The sequence below is a fragment of the Nonomuraea longispora genome, from assembly GCF_004348345.1.
Taxonomy (GTDB): Bacteria; Actinomycetota; Actinomycetes; order Streptosporangiales; family Streptosporangiaceae; genus Nonomuraea; species Nonomuraea longispora.
Genome location: NZ_SMJZ01000187.1, coordinates 1 through 17,940, shown reverse-complemented (window position 1 = coordinate 17,940; position 17,940 = coordinate 1). Strand labels below are relative to the sequence as shown.

19 protein-coding genes are annotated in these 17,940 nt (G+C 70.8%); 3 read left to right on the top strand and 16 right to left on the bottom strand.

All coding sequences use genetic code 11. The annotated features are described in order from the left end of the window. The 8 genes from E1267_RS45415 to E1267_RS34585 all read right to left on the bottom strand — a co-directional run. A partial coding sequence (locus E1267_RS45415; RefSeq protein ID WP_181957881.1) for a serine/threonine-protein kinase occupies positions 1-1,426 on the bottom strand: 1,426 nt, incomplete at its 3' end. Positions 1,427-1,557: 131 nt separating this feature from the next. Then, positions 1,558-2,070, bottom strand: coding sequence for a YbaK/EbsC family protein (locus tag E1267_RS34615; RefSeq protein WP_132338978.1), 513 nt, complete (start codon positions 2,068-2,070; stop codon positions 1,558-1,560). Between the two features lie 60 nt (positions 2,071-2,130). Further along, entirely contained in the window at positions 2,131-3,681 is a 1,551-nt protein-coding gene (locus E1267_RS34610) for a flavin monoamine oxidase family protein (RefSeq protein ID WP_246064441.1), read from the bottom strand. Positions 3,682-3,719: 38 nt separating this feature from the next. Then, positions 3,720-4,562 carry a M55 family metallopeptidase gene (locus E1267_RS34605; protein ID WP_132338977.1) on the bottom strand — a complete coding sequence of 281 codons (843 nt, stop codon included), beginning with the start codon at positions 4,560-4,562 and terminating at the stop codon, positions 3,720-3,722. A gap of 49 nt (positions 4,563-4,611) precedes the next feature. Beyond that, positions 4,612-5,817, bottom strand: a complete 1,206-nt coding sequence (locus tag E1267_RS34600) for a DUF6395 domain-containing protein (RefSeq protein ID WP_132338975.1) — start codon at positions 5,815-5,817, stop codon at positions 4,612-4,614. Next, positions 5,808-6,404 carry a hypothetical protein gene (locus tag E1267_RS34595; RefSeq protein ID WP_181957880.1) on the bottom strand — a complete coding sequence of 199 codons (597 nt, stop codon included), beginning with the start codon at positions 6,402-6,404 and terminating at the stop codon, positions 5,808-5,810. Before E1267_RS34595 ends, E1267_RS34600 begins: the two co-directional genes overlap by 10 nt. 110 nt (positions 6,405-6,514) lie before the next feature. Beyond that, entirely contained in the window at positions 6,515-7,288 is a 774-nt protein-coding gene (locus E1267_RS34590; protein WP_132338974.1) for an enoyl-CoA hydratase/isomerase family protein, read from the bottom strand. A 36-nt stretch (positions 7,289-7,324) separates the two neighbouring features. Continuing rightward, complete coding sequence (locus E1267_RS34585; protein WP_201761923.1) at positions 7,325-7,981, bottom strand: endonuclease; 657 nt, start codon at positions 7,979-7,981, stop codon at positions 7,325-7,327. 125 nt (positions 7,982-8,106) lie between these two features. Here E1267_RS34585 and E1267_RS34580 point away from each other — a divergent pair, with 125 nt between their 5' ends. Both E1267_RS34580 and E1267_RS34575 read left to right on the top strand, forming a co-directional pair. Beyond that, positions 8,107-8,388 carry a hypothetical protein gene (locus E1267_RS34580; protein WP_132338972.1) on the top strand — a complete coding sequence of 94 codons (282 nt, stop codon included), beginning with the start codon at positions 8,107-8,109 and terminating at the stop codon, positions 8,386-8,388. A 72-nt stretch (positions 8,389-8,460) separates the two neighbouring features. Continuing rightward, a complete protein-coding gene (locus E1267_RS34575) occupies positions 8,461-10,476 on the top strand; it encodes a CehA/McbA family metallohydrolase (RefSeq protein WP_165959964.1) in 2,016 nt (671 codons plus the stop codon). On the opposite strand, the gene E1267_RS34570 is transcribed toward E1267_RS34575, so the two are convergent. After that, positions 10,455-10,709, bottom strand: a complete 255-nt coding sequence (locus E1267_RS34570; protein ID WP_132338971.1) for an MDR/zinc-dependent alcohol dehydrogenase-like family protein — start codon at positions 10,707-10,709, stop codon at positions 10,455-10,457. The genes E1267_RS34575 and E1267_RS34570 overlap by 22 nt on opposite strands. A 110-nt stretch (positions 10,710-10,819) precedes the next feature. On the opposite strand from E1267_RS34570, the gene E1267_RS34565 reads away from it, so the two are divergent. Continuing rightward, a complete protein-coding gene (locus E1267_RS34565; protein WP_132338969.1) occupies positions 10,820-11,470 on the top strand; it encodes a TetR/AcrR family transcriptional regulator in 651 nt (216 codons plus the stop codon). 22 nt (positions 11,471-11,492) lie between these two features. Here the strand turns inward: E1267_RS34565 and E1267_RS34560 are convergent, their stop codons facing one another. From E1267_RS34560 to E1267_RS34530, 7 genes are all read right to left on the bottom strand, one after another. Then, positions 11,493-12,461 (bottom strand): 2-hydroxy-3-oxopropionate reductase, encoded by a 969-nt coding sequence (locus E1267_RS34560; protein WP_132338967.1) that lies wholly within the window; start codon positions 12,459-12,461, stop codon positions 11,493-11,495. Next, positions 12,458-13,243 carry a hydroxypyruvate isomerase family protein gene (locus E1267_RS34555; RefSeq protein WP_132338965.1) on the bottom strand — a complete coding sequence of 262 codons (786 nt, stop codon included), beginning with the start codon at positions 13,241-13,243 and terminating at the stop codon, positions 12,458-12,460. The genes E1267_RS34560 and E1267_RS34555 overlap by 4 nt, the downstream gene beginning before the upstream one ends. Before the next feature lie 8 nt (positions 13,244-13,251). Further along, entirely contained in the window at positions 13,252-13,938 is a 687-nt protein-coding gene (locus E1267_RS34550; RefSeq protein ID WP_132338963.1) for a GntR family transcriptional regulator, read from the bottom strand. A 60-nt stretch (positions 13,939-13,998) separates the two neighbouring features. After that, entirely contained in the window at positions 13,999-14,928 is a 930-nt protein-coding gene (locus tag E1267_RS34545; RefSeq protein ID WP_132338961.1) for a D-2-hydroxyacid dehydrogenase, read from the bottom strand. Then, on the bottom strand, positions 14,925-15,806 hold the full coding sequence (locus tag E1267_RS34540; RefSeq protein ID WP_132338959.1) for a carbohydrate ABC transporter permease: 882 nt from the start codon (positions 15,804-15,806) through the stop codon (positions 14,925-14,927). The genes E1267_RS34545 and E1267_RS34540 overlap by 4 nt, the downstream gene beginning before the upstream one ends. Further along, positions 15,806-16,708 carry a carbohydrate ABC transporter permease gene (locus E1267_RS34535; protein ID WP_246064439.1) on the bottom strand — a complete coding sequence of 301 codons (903 nt, stop codon included), beginning with the start codon at positions 16,706-16,708 and terminating at the stop codon, positions 15,806-15,808. The genes E1267_RS34540 and E1267_RS34535 overlap by 1 nt, the downstream gene beginning before the upstream one ends. Before the next feature lie 9 nt (positions 16,709-16,717). Beyond that, positions 16,718-17,940: ABC transporter substrate-binding protein (locus E1267_RS34530; protein WP_132338955.1), on the bottom strand; the 1,223-nt coding region annotated here is incomplete at its 5' end.

Below are 17,940 nucleotides of genomic sequence, written 5' to 3'. Positions count from 1 at the left end.
GCACCGGGATGTAGGGGGGCGGCTGGGCGGGCGTGGGCGTGCGGCCGTAGTCGTGGCCCGGCCCGGACCGGCCTGGTCCCGGCCCTGCTCCAGGGCCCGCGCCCAGGCCTGCGCCCGGTCCACCGCCGGGGCCCGTGCCCGGGTTCGCGTGCGGTCCCGCGCCGTGACCCGTGCCCTGCCGGCCGTCCGTGCCGGGACCCGTGCCCGGTCTGACGTCGGCGGGCGGGCCCGCGTTGAGCCCGCGGAACTCCAGCGAGTCGGGGCGCACCCGCGTGGTGGGCACGTCGGCCTCGCCCGGCGGCGCGGCCCTGCCTCCGGGCTGCGCGGGCCAGGGCTGCGACGCCCCGCCCTCGCGCTGGATCCGGCGCAACTCCTCCGGCGACACCCTGCGGGTCGGCCAGGGGTCGGGCTGGTTGGGCAGGAGCGAGACGTACTGGTCCTGCGATGGCGGAGGGACCGGATGATCCTGGCTCTCGAGCAGCCGCCGCGGCGTCACCGGCGGCGTGGACACGTCGTGGGACGGGCTGTCGGCCGCGGGAGGCGGGAAACCGGACGGGGACGTGTCGGGCCGGCCGGGCGGGGGCGTGTCGGGCCGCGGCACGGTGGAGAGTTCGTCGGGCACGTCGCCCGGCGGCCGCCGGGGCAGCATCCTGGCGATCTGCTCGGCCAGGTCGGCCGCCTTGGGCCGCTTGGCCGGATTACGCTGGAAGGCCGCCTTGAGCAGCGGCTGCAATGTCGAGGGGGCGGCGCCGACGTCGGCCTTGCCCGCCGTGATGTTGTAGAAGACCATCTCCAGCGTGCCCTTGCCGAAGGGCGGCTGGCCCGTCGCGGCGAACAGCAGCGTGCCCGCCCACGCGTGGATGTCGACCTCGGGGCCGGCCTCCTGGCCCTCGATGATCTCGGGCGCGAGGTAGCCTGGCGTGCCGATGAACATGCCGGTCTGCGTCAGCCGGGTCGCGTCGACCGCCTGCGCGATGCCGAAGTCGATCAGCACGGGCTCGCCGTCGAGGATCAGCACGTTGCCCGGCTTGAGGTCACGGTGGATCACCCCGACCGAGTGCACGACGGCCAGCGCCGACGCCACCCCGTGCGCGACCTTGAGCAGCGCGTCGAGGTCGAGCGGGCCGTCGTCCTTGACGATCTCGTCGAGAGGACGGCCGGGCACGTAGCGGGTGACGATGTAGGGGCGGTGGCCGGTCACGTCGGCGTCGAGCACCTCGGCGATGTATTTGCTCCGCACCCTGCGCATGGTCTCGACCTCGCGCGAAAGCCGCCGCCTGGCGACCTCGTCGCCGGCGACCTCCCCGCGCAGGACCTTGACCGCCACCTGACGCCCCTGCGGGTCGGCGGCGAGGTGGACAACGCCCATCCCGCCTTCACCGAGCCGCCTGAGCAACCGGTAAGGGCCAAGTCGGTCATCGTTCATGGCATGAAGCACCATATCGGCTTAGTCCCCGCCCACGAGATGAACCATGAGGCCACATTCCCACTTGTACAACGTCCGGAAAGGGCTCATCGGTTTCCCATCCAACGGTCTCGAATCGGCTTCAGTTTGTGTCAGCCGGCCAGCGAGAGAACCTCGGCCCCCTTCAGCCCGGCCAGCGCGGCCCCGGAAACGGCCAGCTTCGACCTGCGCACACCGCTTCCGATCACCACTCTCGGATGGTCGGCGACGTGCGTGTCCACGAGGATCGGCCAGTCGTCCGGCAACCCCAATGGCGTGATGCCGCCGTATTCCATGCCGGTCAGCTCGACCGCGTCGGCCATCGGCGCGAAACTCGCCTTCCTGGCGTCGAGATGCCTGCGTACGACACCGTTCACGTCCGCCCGCATCGTCGCGAGCACCATGCAGGCGGCGTAGCGGACCTCGCCGCCCCGTTTGGCGGCCACGACCACGCAGTTGGCCGACTCGTCGAGCCGCACGTCATAGCGCTCGCAGAACGCCGCCGTGTCGGCGAGATCGGGGTCGATCTCGGCCACCTCGACGCCGTCCACGTGCGGAACGGCCCGCGCCACCGGATCGGCGAGAAGGCCGGTGCGTTCGGTCGCGGGCTCCCAGTGCAAGCTCATCCCATCTCCTCGGTCGCTTCTCCTTGGACCCTAACCCGGTCGCCGGAGCAGCGTGCGACGTCACGGGGACTGCAGCACTCGCTGGTGCAGCAGGGTGACGACGCCGCGGGCGGACTCCATGGCCCCCGCCTGCCAGGCGATCAGATGGGTGAGCCAGTCGCCCGTGAAGTAGACCCTTCCGGCGGGGCGTTGCAGAAGAGTGAAGGACGAATCAATGGACGGCCAGCGCACCCACCCACCCTGGATGTGCTCCTGGCGCTCCCATGCGATGGAGACGCCGGACAGGACGTTCTGGCGGTACTTCTCGCCGTGGATCTTCTTGCCCTGGGTGAGCGCCCTGCGCCTGCGGTCCTCGGGGGTGAGGGCTCCGTACAGCTCGGCGCCGCGCTCGACGTTGTAGTAGCCGACCAGCAGGCCGCGCTCCGCGTGGTAGTCGTGGGACGGGTACCAGATGTGAGTGATGTCGAGGTCCGTCTCCGTCACGCCGCCGTAGATGTGGTCCTCCAGCTCCCACCAGCGCCTGCCGTACTCCAGGCCGATCTTTCCCGCGGCGACCGGGACCGGCGTCTTGAGCGCGGTGGTGACCTGGGCGCCCAGGTTGTGCGGGATCTTAGCGAGCACGTGCGGGGGGAGGGCGGCGATGCAGTAGTCGGCCTTGACGCTGCCGCCGTTCCAGACGACCTCCACGCCGTCGTCCATGGTGGTGATCCTGGTGACCTTGGCGCCCGTCGTGATGGAGTCCTCGCCCACGGCCTCCACCAGCCGGCTGACGATCGCGTCCATGCCGCCGACGGGCTGGAACATGGGGGTGGCCTGGTCGAAGCCGAAGTTGTTGGTGATGGCCCGGCCGGTGCCCGCGGCGAGGATCTGATGGAGCGGGCCCGGAGGGTCGAGGAGAACCCCACCCTCTATCGCCGGAAATGTCGTGAAACCGCGGCGTGACGACCCTTCGTATTCCAGCCTGGGCCCCAGGTCGCCGAACCTTTGGAGGAAATCGAGCAGGCGTTCCTGGTCGTCCTTGGTGATGGCCTTGTCCAACGCACCAACATTTGTGGCTTTCGCCAACAATTCTGCGACATATCCATACATGTCGGCTCGGGCGGTCCGCGCCCGCATCGTCCGCCCGTTGGTGTGCACGTACGCGGCGGCGTTGTCGTTGATGAAGGTCTCGATCGGGATGCCCAGTTCACGGCAGTAGTCGAGGGTGACCATCCACGGGGCGATCCTGGCGGGGCCCGCGTTGAAGTAGACGCCCTCCCCGAACGTCACCTCCTGCGCCGGGCCGTTCAGCTCGCTCAGCCGGTCGCCGCCGCGCAGCGTCAGGTTCCGCCCACCGGCCTTCTCCCTGGCCTCCAGCAGCGTGCAGTCATAGCCGGCCTTGTTCAGCTCGTACGCCGCCGTGAGCCCCGCCACCCCCGCGCCGATGACCACGACCTTGGCCGCGCCCTTGCCGCGCAGGGTGAAATCGCCCGGCCTCGGGGCCACGTAGTCCTTCGACTGCTCCGAGGGCGCCAGCCCTAACGCGCCCATGGCCGCGTACATGGCGCCCGCGCCGCCGACCGCCCCCAACCCGACGAGCAACCCGCGCCGGGTCAGCGCCGCGCCTTCCACGTCACCCGCCCCCTACACCCGTCACCGGTCACGTCATCTCAGCCGTACGGCCCGCTGCCGCAGGCGACCTGGCCGCCGATGGTGGCGAAGATGCCGAACAGCGCCATGATCTGGGTGAAGTCGTCGGTGGTGAACTCGGTGTGCCGCGACCCTGCCGACTTCACCCCGGGGACGAGCGCCACGGCGGCGGCGATGGCGGTGGAGTTCCACTCCACCCCCAGCGTGTACGGTGCCGCCAGCTCATAGGGCGTGAAATCGCTCAACCGGCCGAGTGCCCGCGCCATGACCTCACGAATCCTGGCCTGAGCCACGCTCGGCGGCAGCAGCTCGGCCGCGAACTTGTCGATCCCCTTCTTCACCGCGACCGTCTCGACGTCGCCGAGCAGCTCGCGCGCCTCCTCGCCGACGGCCTCGTCCCCGGTCACCACCGCGACCGGCACCCCGTGGAACCCGGCGCACGCGGCGACGAGCCGGGTCTCCCCGCACAGCTCGCCGTTGAGGTAGACGTTCTGGATCTCCTTGCCCATCCAGGTGTGGTTCAGCACGCCGTGCTGCACGCCCGCGCGGGCGTGGTAGCCCACGAAGCAGGCGGCCTGGAACGAACCGTCGAGCCCCTGCGCCATCCGCTGCGCCTTGCCCGGCCCGCGTACGAGGCTGGCCCGGGGATCGAGCAGGTCGATCCGGAGGTTCTTGGTCGACCCGTGGGCGTCGTTGACCAGCACGCCGGTCGCCCCCGCGTCGAACGCGCCCTCGACGGCCGCGTTGGCGTCGGCGGTCATCAGCTCGCAGCCGCGCTCGTACCCGCGCTTGCCCGCGTGCATCTCCTCGGGGTCCGTCAGCCCCGTCACGCCCTCCATGTCCACCGACAGATAGACCTTCACGTGCCCTGCTCCTTCATCGATCCGCGCCCGCCCGGCCGACCGCCCGGCGTCAGGTGCCCCAAGTCTCCACCCGCCGCACCTCGTCGTGCGTCATGAGCCCCACGTGCGCCTCCATGTACGCCGCCGCCTCGGCACGCCACGGGGCCGGGATCTCGTCGAGAGCCTTCGGGTAGCAGTGGTCGAGCCAGGCGGAGGACTCCTCCGTGGCGTCGAAATAGTCGAGCACCTCCGCGAACAGGGTGTGCTCGATGCCGGGGACACGCGCGAGCCCGTACTCGACCATCTCCTGGCCGCCGTAGGGCGGCTTCTTCAGCCACGACTGCGCGGCGCGGTGCCTGGCGGTCATGGGGGTGTCGAGCGGGCGACGCTCGATGGCGGCCTGGATGAGCTCCTTGTACAGGCACTTGCCGCAGGCGCGGCACGGCCCGTCGGTGCCGCGCAGGCACCAGCGCACGTACGTCCTGAGATCGGAGTTCAGGGCCAGGCGCATGGTGACCGCCTCGCTCACGCCGCCAACGGGTAACACAATGTGCACGCCCGCCGCCGCGAACAAACGGCCCCATCGGCCGTGCGGCGCCCACATGGGGTTGTCAGGGGTGTAGCGCAACACATAGCGATCCCCGCCGAGCCAGCGTGAACCGAGTTCATAGCCGAAGGCCACCCCTCCGAGGTCCAGCTGGTCGGCCAGGAGCAGCGCGCCCGCCGCCACCGCATGGTGCTCGGGATAGCCGGGACGCGGCTCGGCGAGGGTGTACTCCAGGTCGGAGGTGACCACGGACAACTCGCGGCCTGTCCGCTCGGCCAGCCTGGCCAGCACGTCGGACCGGTAGTGGGGCCAGCGGTTGGGGACCCGCCGGTGCGGCACCCGCTGGAAGTGCACGAACGGCGCCTCAGCGTAGATGGCGGCCGCCGCGACGGAGTCCGCGCCGCCGCTGTACGAGATCGCGAGCCTGTCCCCCGGGCCGCGCTGCTCCGCTCCCACCGGGCCCGCGTCGATCCCCCAGCCGACGTGCAGGGCCTCGGCCAGCTCCGCCGATATGGCCCGGTCGAAGGAGACGCGCCGGCGGGTCCACGGCGCGACGATCGTCCACGCGGCGAGGGCGAAGAGGTCGGGGTGCGCGTCGCCGGGGACGCCGCCGACGGAGCAGGAGTTGGTGGCCAGCTTGATGGGGTACTCGTCGGAGGCCTTGCCGGTGATCTCGTCGTCGGGGTCCAGGCGGAACGTCAGGTCGGCGCCCGTCCAGGTCACGCGCACGGCTGCTCCTCGGAACGCCCCCGCACCCGCTCGTCCCCGGAACGCCCCTGCACCAGCTCGTCCGCCGCACGCCCCGGCGTGCGCTCCGCCTCCGGCGGGACGCGCCCGGCGCCCGCCCGCTCTACCGCCTCGGCTGTCGTGCGGGAGGTCGCGGGGACCTCTCCTCCGGCCAGGCGGGTACGCAGGTCGTCGATGGCCTGCCAGACGAGGACCTCGTTCTGCAGCACACCGTCCAGTGCCTTGGCGGTCTCCTGCGCGAGCCGGTGGGCGTCGTCGGCCTTGCCGTAGGCCCTGTCGGCCTTGCCGTAGGCGCTGTCGGCCTTGACCCCGACGCTGCCGACCCTGCTGTCGGCGCTGCCTGCCTTGTCGCCGGCACCCGCGCCGTGGGTGGTGGCGGCCGCCGGCGGGCGCGCGTTCCGCAGCCGTTCCACCTCGCCCTGCAGGGTCGCCATCTCCCGGCGCAGCGTCTGGACCTCCCAGAGCGCGTCCCTGATGTCCTGACGGTGATCGGCGATCGAGATGTAACGGGAGTCGAACCACGTACGCACGGCTTTGCGCAGCCGGACAGGGACGGGAACGCGCATCATGAAACGCCACGATACTGGCAAACCACAGCCGGGACGGACGAAGCTACCGATGGGTTATCAAGGTCCTCCAGCAGCTCCGTCCAGTTTGCGGTGACATGTCCAGAAGGACATTATCGCCCCGTGAACTTGGGCTTGGACTTCTCGGCGAACGCCCGCATGCCGATCTTGGCGTCGTCGGTGGCGAAGAGGCCGGCGAACTGCAGCCGCTCGATCTCGAGGCCGGTGTCCAGGTCGACCTCCAGCCCCTGGTCAACGGCCTGCTTGGCGGCACGGAGCGCGACCGTGGGCCCGCCGACGAACGTGGCCGCCCATTCGAGGGCGGCGGTGTAGACCTGCTCGTCCGGCACCACCCGGTCGACCAGGCCCATCGCGAGGGCCTCGGCGGCGGGCACGTGACGCCCGGTGAGGATCAGGTCTTTGGCTCTGGCCGGGCCGACCAGGCGGGGCAGGCGCTGGGTGCCGCCCGCGCCGGGGATGATGCCGAGCAGGATCTCGGGCTGGCCCAGCTTGGCCGACTCCCCGGCGACCCGGAAGTCGGCGCAGAGGGCGAGCTCGCAGCCGCCGCCCAGCGCGTAGCCGGTGATGGCGGCGATGACCGGCTTGCCGATGCGGGTTACGGCGGTGAAGCAGTCCTGCAGCGTACGGGAATGAGTGGACATGTCGGCATAGGACATGTCGGCCATCTCTTTGATGTCGGCACCCGCCGCGAAGACCTTCTCGCCACCGTAGACGATCACCGCCTGCACCTGCGGGTCGGCGTCGACGATGCCGGCGGCCTCGCCGATCTCCTGCTGGACCTGGCCGTTGAGGGCGTTCATCTTCGGACGGTCAAGACGGATCGTGGCGATCTGGTCGGCCACCTCGACGCTCACAAACTCACCCATACATCGAACCTAACAGAGCGGGATCGTCCCGCCCCGTCAGCGGGCCGCCGCGGACTTGACCTCCTGGGCGATGCGCTTGCTGCGGGACACCCGTACGAGTGCGGCGGACAGGCGGGCCAGCTCGTGGCCGGACTCGGCCAGCCGGGCCAGCGAGCGCTCCTGGCGCGGCAGCCCCACCTCGGCCGCCCCGTCCAGCACCTTCTTGTCGAGGTGCGGCGCGACCTGGGGCCAGACGGCCTGGACCTCACGCAGGAAGATGTCCGCGCCGGTCGGCCCGAGCCCGGGGAACTCCGTCAGCAGCTCGTGGATCCCGCGCGGGTCGCCTCCCGCCTCGTCGCGCAGGCGGCGCAGGTCGCCCTTCCACCGGTCGAGCAGCAGTTCGGCCCCACGGCCGAGCATGGTGGCGGTGCGCTCGTCGTAGCGGCGGTAGTGGCCGCGTCCCAGCGCGTCCACCCGGTCCTGCCAGCTAGCCTCCCGCATGGCCTTCGGCGTCGAGTACCCGGCCGCGAACAGCTCACGAGCGGCCGCCACGGCCACGTCCGCCGAGATCCGCGCGCTGAGCAGGGTGGCGAGGACGAGCAACTGGTAGAGCGGTTTCGGCTGGTCGGCCAGCTTGATGCCGGCCTCGGCGGCGTACGTGCGGCCGTATCGGTCGAGCAGTACGTCCATGACTGCTTCTTCGGTCTTGGTCATGAGCGTCCCGCTACCCGCGACCCGTACGGGCATGCCGGGCCACCCGCTTTCCGGTGGAGGCCTGCCCGGGTTTGGGGCGCAGGCCGGAGGGGAGGCGGAGGTTTCACGACTGAAAGGAGCCTGTTGTGCTGACGCTTACAGACAACGCCGTTGAGGCGATCCGCGACCTCATGGTCGGCCAGGAGGTGCCGGCCGACGCCGGCCTGCGCATCGCCCCCAAGGCCGATGAGGCGGGGACGCTCGAAGTCACTCTGGTGAGCACGCCCTACGCGGGCGACCAGGTCGTGGAGAAGGAAGACGTGCGGGTCTTCGTGTCGGAGGACGCGGCGCCGATTCTGGACGACAAGGCGCTGGACGCCGAGCAGAGCGTTCCTGGGCAGCCGACGTTCAGCCTGGGACGTGCCTGACCGTTCATCGCGGGGGGACATAGCGGTCGATCCATGTCACGATGACGACGCGTCCGATTCAGGGAGTGTCCGATGCGTGACGATCCGCTGTTCCCCGAACCGGTGGCTCGCGCGCTGGCCGACTACCGTGCGCTGCGCGACACGCACGGCGTCTGCTGGGGCGAGCCGCCTCTCACGTACGTCGTCCAGGCCTGGGCCACCGTCTTCCTCGACAACCGCTACGACTTCTGGGGGGCGGCGCTGCGCCTGCTCGCCGAGCGCCATCCCGGAATCCCCCAGGACGAGCTCGAAGACCTACTCGGCGAGGTGGACGCCGACGAGGTGGTGCGCGACGCGCTCGGCGGCGACGTCGTGGACAACCTGCCCGCACTGCGGCTGACCCCCGGAGGGGTCATGCTGGAGGCGGTGACACAGGTCGTGCTGGACGACCGGCCGTTCCGCACGTCACTGCTCGTCGACTCCAGCAGGGACGCGCCCGTCACGGTCGTGGCGGACGGCACCGCGTACGAGGTGCCGCCGCGCGGCGCCAAGGTGGTCGAGGCCGGCGAGTCCGTCACCGCCGGCGGCCGGCCGGTGGACCTGGCTCCGCTGCGCCGCCGGGCGACGCGGGCAGCGGTCAGGGTGCGGGCGGGGTTCCCGTGCCGGTGGAGCGTCACGGGCGCGAACGGCCAGGGCTGGTATCCCGAGGGCGCCCCCCGCAAGGTCGACGCCCAGCGCCGGCCGTACTTCCATGGCGACGACCTCGTGGTCGCGGTGCCCGCCGAACCGGTCACGGTGACGGTGGCGAGAGGGATGGAGTACACGTCGGCCGAGGTCGTCATCACCCCGGAGGCGGGCGCGGAGACGCTGGTCGAGCTGGCGCCCGAACGGCTCTACGACGCCGCCGCCCGTGGGTGGTACGGCGGCGACCTGCACGTACACCTCAACTGGATGGGCGAGGAGCCCGCCGCGCCCGAACTGGCCGCGGCGGCGCAGCACGGCGAGGACCTGCACGTGCTCAACCTCGTGGCGGGCAACGTGGCGAGCGGGCGGGTCTACGACCTGGAGGCGCTCGCGCACTGGGCGGGCGAGGACCTGCCGTGGTCGGACGACAGGCATCTGGCCAGGATCGGCGTCGAATACCGCAGCGACCTGGCGGGGCACCTCACCGCGTTCGGGCTGCGCGAGCCGCCCCGGCGCTGCCACACGGGCTTCCAGGGCACGGCCGACTGGCCGCCCAACACCGTGGCGTGCGAGGAGCTGCGGGCGCTCGGCGGGGTGATCGGGTACGGGCATCCTTTCCACACGGCGTTCGGCGAGGACGATCCGCCCGGCGCGGTGCTCGGCCGCGGGCGCAACTGCTCGGCCAGGGAGATCGTCGCGGACGCGGCGCTGGGCCTGGTCGACGCCCTCGACGTGCTCAACCACTCCTCGATCGAGGCCACCGCGGCCGTCTACCGGCGGCTCGTCGGCGCGGGCAACCGGCTCGCGGTCACGGCCGGCACCGACGCGGTGTTGTCGTTCTGCCGCCGGGGGACCGCGTCGAGCCCGCCCGGGTGGGAACGGGTGTACGCCAACGTGGCGGGCCCGCTCACGGCCGAGTCGTACGCCGAGGCGATCCTGCTCGGCCGCACGTTCGCCACGACGGGACCGTGGCTGGAGCTCACGGTGAACGGGCACGGGCCGGGCGACACGGTGGATCTCGCGGCCGGGCGGCGCGCGGAGATCGTGGTCACCTCGATCGGCCCCGAGGTCGAGCGGCTGGAGATCCGCACCGCCGACGGCGTGCTGGCGCAGGGCCCGCCGGGGCGGCTGACCACGTCGCTGGTCGCGGACGAGCCGACGTACGTGGTCGCCGTCGCCACCGGCCCGCCGCATCCGCGCACCCTGCACGGGCGCGGCGCGTACGCGCACACCAGCCCGGTGTACGTGAACGTCGCGGGCTCCCACGTGGCCAGGGAGGCGGACGTGCGGTGGTGTCTGGCGTGGCTGGACCGGCTGGAGGAACTGCTGCGCGAGTTCGGCACGTTCGAGACCGAGGAGCAGCTCGGCGACCATCTGGAGGTGTACGAGCGGGCCAGGGAGGTCTATCGCGGGCGGCTGGCCTGAGCGTCCGGCATCGAGACGACGTACTTGCCGCGGGCGGTGCCGGGAACGTAGGGGAAGCCGAGCCCGAAGTCGTCCTTGATGGCTCCGCTCGTGAGCATGAGGTCGGCGGGGTTGAGTGAGGCCGCCGCGACCCTCACCAGGATCCGGCCTGGGCCAGGTTCGGGAATCGGCAGGTCCTCGATCCGGAGCAGCTCGGGAGGACCGTATTCCCGGGCGACCAGTGCTTTCATCATGGGCACACCCTTCCCCATAATCGGAGAAATTTTCTCCGCTTTCCAGACGTTATGCTGCTGTGGAGAGCCACGTCAAGCGATCCCCAGCACACGAGAGGCGGCCAGCCGATATGCGCGCGCCGGGCCAACTGAGAGCGGACGCACAACGCAACCGGGAGCTCATCCTCGACACGGCCAGGGGGGTGTTCGCCGAGCAGGGCCCCGACGCCACGATGGACGAGGTCGCGCGGCTCGCCGGCGTGGGGGCGGGCACGCTCTACCGGCACTTCCCCGACCGCGACAGCCTCATCCACGCCGTGCTGGCCGACGCCCTCGAACGCATGATCTCGCTCGCGCAGAAAGCGCGCGAGGAGGAGACGTGGGCCTGGGACGCGCTCAGCCGGTTCGTCCACGGCTGCGCCGACCTGCGGCTCGACCTGCTCCTCTCGGTCGCGGGGGCGCAGGTGCACCGCGTGGCCGGCACGCCCGAGATCGACGAGGGCCGCGTCCGCCTGCTTGAGGTGCTCGACCAGATCGTGCGCGCCGCCCACGACGAGGGGGCGCTGCGCACCGACGTCGGCACGGGCGACGTCATGGGGGTCGTCGGGCTACTCGTCCGCGGGCTGCCCACGCTGCCCGCGGACCTGGGCGACGAGCTACGGGAGCGCGCGGTGCGGCTGGTGCTCGCCGGCATGCGCGCCCACCCGGCGCCCTCCCCGCCCGAGGAGCCGCTGACGGCCGAAGCGCTGACCCGGCGCCTCAGCGCCGAACGCCACGGCTGAACCCGCGCCCCTAGCGGTGGGCTCAGAGGTCGCCGGAGAGGCGTTCGACGCCGCGGAGCAGGGCGGAGTGGTCGAGCGAGCCGTCGCCGGACGCGTTGGCGGCGGCCACGAGCTGGGCGACCAGCGCGCCGAGCGGCAGCACCACCCCCGCCTCGCGGGCCGCCGACGTGACGATGCCCATGTCCTTGTGGTGCAGGGCGATGCGGAAGCCCGGCTCGAACGCGTGGTCCAGCATGTTGCCGCGCTTCTGGTTCAGCACCGCCGAGCCCGCCAGGCCGCCGCCGAGCACGTCGAGCGCCGCCTCCAGGTCCACTCCGTACGCCCTCAGGAACACGACCGCCTCGGCCAGCGCCTCGATGTTCGCGGCGACGATGAGCTGGTTGGCCGCCTTGACCGTCTGGCCCGCGCCGCTCGGCCCGACGTGCACGACGGTCCTGCCCACCGTGTCGAAGATCGGCTTGGCCGCGGCGAAGGCGTCGTCATCGCCGCCCACCATGATGGACAGAGCGGCGTTCTTCGCGCCCGCCTCGCCTCCGGAGACGGGAGCGTCGAGATAGCGCAGGCCACGGGCGGACGCCTCAGCGGCCAGCTCGCGGGTGACGTCGGGACGGATCGACGAGAAGTCGATGATCAGCGTGCCTGGAGCGGCGTGCGCGAACACGCCGTCATCGCCGGTCAGCACGGCCTGCACGTCCGGGGAGTCGGGAACCATGAGGGCGACCACGTCGGCTCCCGTCACGGCGTCGGCGATCGAGGCGGCCGCGCGGCCGCCCGCCTCGGTCAGGGCCCTGGTCTTCTCGGGCGAGCGGTTGTAGCCGGCCACGGTGTGCCCGGCCCTGACCAGGTGCACGGCCATGGGGCTGCCCATGATGCCGAGGCCGATGAAGGCGATGGTGCTCACGACGTTCCTCTCCCTTGGTGCGCCCGGCGTTGCGATCCGCCCCGCGCTGGTCTGTCTGTCTCGCCGTTCTCTCCCGCGCCGGTCTTTCAGGCGGCTCGGTCCGGGCGGGGGAGCCAGTCGAAGGCGCCGGGGCCGTCGGAACGGTATTCGAGGCCGACATATCCGTCATATCCGGCTGCGTACACGTCAGCGATCCACTGCCGGAGCGGCAGCGACCCCTCACCCGGCGCACCCCTGCCCGGAGCGTCGGCGATCTGTACGTGCGCGATGCGCGCGGCGTGCCGTTCGATGACGGCGGGCACGTCGTCGCCGTTGACGGCCAGGTGGTAGAAGTCGGCCAGCAACCCCACGTTGGGCACCTCGGCCAGCCGGTCGAGCACGGTCACCGCGTCGGCGGCCGTCAGCAGCGGATAGCGCGGCGCACCGCTGACCGGCTCGACGAGCACGGTGCCGTCGACTCCGCGCGCGCAGGCCGCCAGCATTTCCACGGCCAGGTCGTCCTGCTCCTTCGCATCGGCCCCTTCGACGCGGTTGCCGTACAGGGCGTTGAACGCCCGGCAGCCCAGCCGCTCGCCGATGGCCGCCACCACGGGGATGTTGTCGAGCAGCTCGCGGGAGCGCCCGCGCCACGACACCAGGCCGCGGTCGCCGGCCGCCATGTCGCCCGCGAAGAAGTTGAGCCCGGTCAGCCGCACGCCCGCGTCCTCGACGGCGCGTACGAACGCGTCCACGTCACGGTCGGCGGGCACGGCGCGCGGCCACGGCCACCAGAACTCGACCGCCGTGAACCCGTCGGCTGCCGCCGCGGCGGGGCGGTCGAGCAGGGGCAGGCCGGTGTAGAGGATCGAGCAGTTGACGGTCCAGCTGGTCACATGAGCTCCTACGCGGTGGCCTCTCCCGACCGCTCGCGGCGCAACTGGCCGAGCAGGCGGCCCTGGGCCTGGTCGAGATGGTGGGCGAGGCGCTGCTGGGCCCGCTCGGGGTCGCCGTCGCCGATCGCCTTGAGAATGTCGTCGTGCTCGTGCACCACGTTCATGGGGTGCGTGGTCCTGTGGGCCTGGAACTGGCCCATCGTCAGGTGCACCTCGCCGAGGATCACCTCGTGCATGCGTGACAACCGCCGGCTGCCCACGGCCGCGACCAGCGCGGAGTGGAAGGCGATGTCGGCCTCCACCTGGCTGGCGAAGGCCATGTCACCGGCCGCCGCCTTCATCGCCGCCTGCGCGCGGGCGGCGGGCTGCGGCACGGTGGCGGTGCGGGCGAGCGCCGCGACCGCCGCGCGTTCGACGGTCTCGCGGCTGAAGTACAGGTCGCGGATGTCGTCCTCGTCGAGCTTGGGGACGACCGCGGTCTTGTGGGCGGTGCGGCGCAACAATCCGAGCGCGGTGAGCCGTTCCAGGCACGCCTTCGCGGTGGGCCGTGCGACGCTGTACTCGCCGGCGATGCGGATCTCGGTGAGCTTCTCCCCCGGCGCGATCTCGCCGTTGACGATGCGCTTGCGCACGGACTCGTAGAGCGCATCCGTCAGAGACGAAGGGCCAAGAGAAAAGCTGGTCTGGCCGTCCAAAGGGCCCCTCCCAAGGATCGCCGAACGCCGGGGCTTAATCGTCAGACAAGTATACTAGCCTCAATACCCGGCCGCCTTGTCGACGACGTTCCGCAGCGGCTCGCCACGGGCGAACCTGCCCACGTTGTCGAGCATGATCCGCACTCCCCGGCGTGCGGTCTCCCGCGTGGTGGCGCCGTTGTGCGGGGTGACGATGACGTTCGGCAGCGTCCAGAACGGGCTGCGCGGAGGTAGCGGCTCCACGCCGTGCGCGTCCAGCCCGGCCCCCGCGATCTCACCCCGCCGCACCGCGTCGAGCAGGGCGTCGTCGTCCGCGATGCCGCCGCGCGAGACGCAGACGAAGCACGCCGTACGTTTCATCGCGGCGAACGCGGCCCGGTCGAAACGCCCCGAGGTGGCCGGCGTGAGCGGCGCCGTCACCACCACGAAGTCGCACGCGGTCAGGAACCGGTGGAAGGCGTCCTGGCCGAACAGCTCGTCCACGCCCGGCGCGGGCACGCCGGTCCTGCGGCGCATGCCGAGCACCCGCATGTGGAACGCCTTCGCCTTGGCCGCGAGGTCGAGCCCCGCGTTGCCCAGCCCGTAGAGGCCGACGGTCGCGCCCGCCAGCTCGCCGTGCGTGTGACGGTCCCATCGGCGCTCCGCCTGCGCGCGCTGCCAGCGGGGGACGTCCCTGCTCAGCATGAGCATCAGCAACATCGCGTGCTCGGCCAGCGGGATCGCGCCGTTGCCCGCGGACGACGTGAGCGTGACGTCGCTGTCGAGCAGCGCGCCCGACAACACGCCGTCCACGCCGGCGGCCGGGCTGTGCACCCAGCGCAGCCTGCGCGCCCTGGCCAGCAGGGCGTCCGGCACGTGGCCGACGACGGCGTCCGCCTCCTCGATGCCCTCGGCCGGGTCCGCCCCGAACGCGACGCTCGCCCGCGGGGCCGCCTCTCGCACGCCGCGGCGCACGTCCTCGTCGTGGTCGCCGGTGAACAGAATCCTCATTTGAGCCCCGTCGTGGCGATGCCGCGGATGAGCTGCTTCTGCGCGACGGCGAAGAAGATGAGCACCGGCAGCAGCGACACCAGCGACATCGCGAACAACATGCCCACGCCGCCCTGCGACTCGGAGTCGACCATGGAGTTGAGCGCCACCGGCACCGTGAACATCTTCGGCGACGTGAGATAGATCAGCGGCACGAAGAAGTCGTTCCACGTCCAGATGAACGTGAAGATCGTGGTGGTGACGAGCGCGGGCCGCATCAGCGGCAGGATCACGTACCAGAAGGTGCGGAACGGCCCCGAGCCGTCGATCCAGGCCGCGCGGTCGAGGTCGCGCGGGATGGTCCTGATGAACTGCACCATCAGGTAGATGAAGAACGCGTCGGTGGCCAGGAACTTCGGCACGATCAGCGGGAAATACGTGTTCACCAGGTCGAGCTGCGAGAAGAAGATGTACTGCGGGATCACCAGCACGTGCATCGGCAACATCACCGACACGAGCGTGATCGCGATATAGACGCCGCGCATCCTGAACTCCAGCCTGGCCAGCGCGAACGCGGTCAGCGAGCAGGAGAACAGGTTGCCGGCGATCGCGCCGACGGTGACGAGCAGCGAGTTGAGGAAGAAGACCGAGAAGGGGCGGTTGAGCGCGTGCCAGCCCTCGACGAAGTTGTCGAAGGTGATCTCGCTGGGGACGAGCCCGGGTTCGGTGAGGACGAGGTGGTCGGGCTTGAGCGAGCTGACGATCATCCAGGCCAGCGGATAGAGCATCAGCAGCACGAACGCGCCGAGGCCGAGGTGTTTGAGCAGGTCGCGGCGGACGCGCCGCCGCGCGGCCGCCTTTGATCGGGTACGCGCGGAGTCGAGGGTCGCGGTCGTCATCAGTCGTCTCCGTAGAAGACCCAGTATTTCGACAGGACGAAGTGCACGGCCGTCACCAGGCAGATCGCGGCCATCAGCATCCACGCCAGCGCGGAGGCGTAGCCCATGTCGAAGTTCGTGAATCCCTGCTGGTAGATGTAGAGCGTGTAGAACAGCGTCGAGTTGGCAGGGCCTCCGGTGCCGCCGCTGACGACGTGGGCCTGGGTGAAGGTCTGGAAGGCGCCGATCGTCTGCAGGATCAGGTTGAAGAAGATGATCGGGGTCAGCAGCGGGATCGTGACGCCGGTGAACTGCCGGACGACGCTCGCGCCGTCGACCCTGGCGGCCTCGTACAGCTCCTCGGGGATCTGGCGGAGACCGGCGAGGAAGATGACCATCGGCGAGCCGAACGTCCACACGTTCAGCACGATCAGCGTCGACAGCGACAGGCTCGGGTTCTGCAGCCAGCTGCCCAGCTCCAGCCCGAAGAACGACAGCGCCCGGTCCATCAGGCCGCTGTCGCCGAACACCTGCCGCCACAGGATCGCGACCGCGACGCTGGTGCCGAGCAGCGACGGGAGGTAGAAGGCGCTGCGGTAGAAGGCCAGGCCGCGCAGGCCCCTGTCGAGGACGAGGGCGAGCAGCAGCGCGAAGCCGAGCTGCAGCGGGATGGAGACCAGGACGTAAACCAGCGTCACCCGCACGGCCGCCCAGAAGTACTCGTCCTCGAACATCCGCCGGAAGTTCGCGAGGCCGTTGAACTCCGGCGAGCTGAGGATGTTGTAGTCGGTGAACGCGAGATAGAGGGAGGCGAGCAGCGGCACGGCCGTGACGAGAACGAGGCCGAGCCACCATGGGATGAGGAAGACGTGCGCGGCCGCGCCCTGGCCGCGCGGCCCTCGTCTGGCTCGCTTGATCGGCACGAGGATCTCCTAATGCGCCCGCGTGATGCCGGTCTTGATCTCGTCCAGGAGCCGCGTGGCGCCGTCGGCGGTGCTCAGCCGGCCGAGTGAGATCTCCTCGGCGGCCCGGGCCATGGCCGTGCGCCAGGTGCTCGTGCCCGGGGGCGCCTCGAAGCGGGGGCGGCGCTCGGCCTCGCGAACGCTGTGCACGGCGGTGAGCATCTCCTTCTCGTCCCCGCTCGCCGTGTCGAGGGTCTGCTGGAAGACCTTGGGGTTGACCGGCGCGCCCATGGTCAGGCCGACGGTCTTGAGCATGGCCGGGTCGTTGGTGTTGTAGTTGACGAGTTTGCCGGCCGCCTCCAGGTTCTCCTCGTCGATGCCCTGATATATCGCCATCCGGGGGAAGTACAGGAACGGATGGCCCGCCTGCGCGTCCTTGGCCACCGGCATGCCGCGCAGTTTGAAGCGGTGGTCGGGGAACATCTTGGCGTCGTCGATGATGTGGTTGGAGTTGCCCACCTTGGCCAGCACCTTCTCGCCGACCAGCGCCCAGTCGGGGCCCATGCCCTCCTGCTCGCTGAGCGTCAGCACGGCTCCGGCCTTCTGCATCTTGTCCCACCAGTCGAACCAGGCGCGCACGCTGTCGGCGGTGAAGCCCGCGTTGCCGTCCTCGGTCCACAGTTGCTCGCCGCGCTGGCGCAGCCACGCCTCGAACCACATGTCGGCGTCGGCCTCGTACGGCATGCCCTTGCGCCTGCCGGAGTTGTCCTTGGAGTAGTCGATGAGGAAGGTCGCCCAGGCGTCCCAGTCGGCGTCGCCGGGCGGGAGCTCGACGTCGTCCTCCTCGGCGAACGTCTCGTTGTAGCGCATGACGGGGACGAAGACGCCGAACGGCATGGTGTTGAGCTGCCCGTTCAGCTTGAACGAGTCCAGCTCCTGCTGGGAGTAGTCGGACAGGTCGAGAGTGGGGATGTCGTCGAGGCGGCGGTAGAGGTTGCTCTTGTTGTAGGTGAGCACCTGCGCTGAGGCGATCCAGAAGATGTCGGCGACGTCGCGGGCCGCCATCTGCGTCGTCATACGCTCCTGGAAGGCGGAGTACTCGGCGAACTCCGGCTCGACCTGGATGCCCGGGTTCTTGCCGGAGAACTCCTTGAGGGCCTTGGTGTAGTTCTGCTGCCGGATGGTGTTGCCCCACCAGGCGTATCTCAGCGTGGTGTCGCCGCCCCCCGCGTCCCCGCCGCATGCCACGAGGC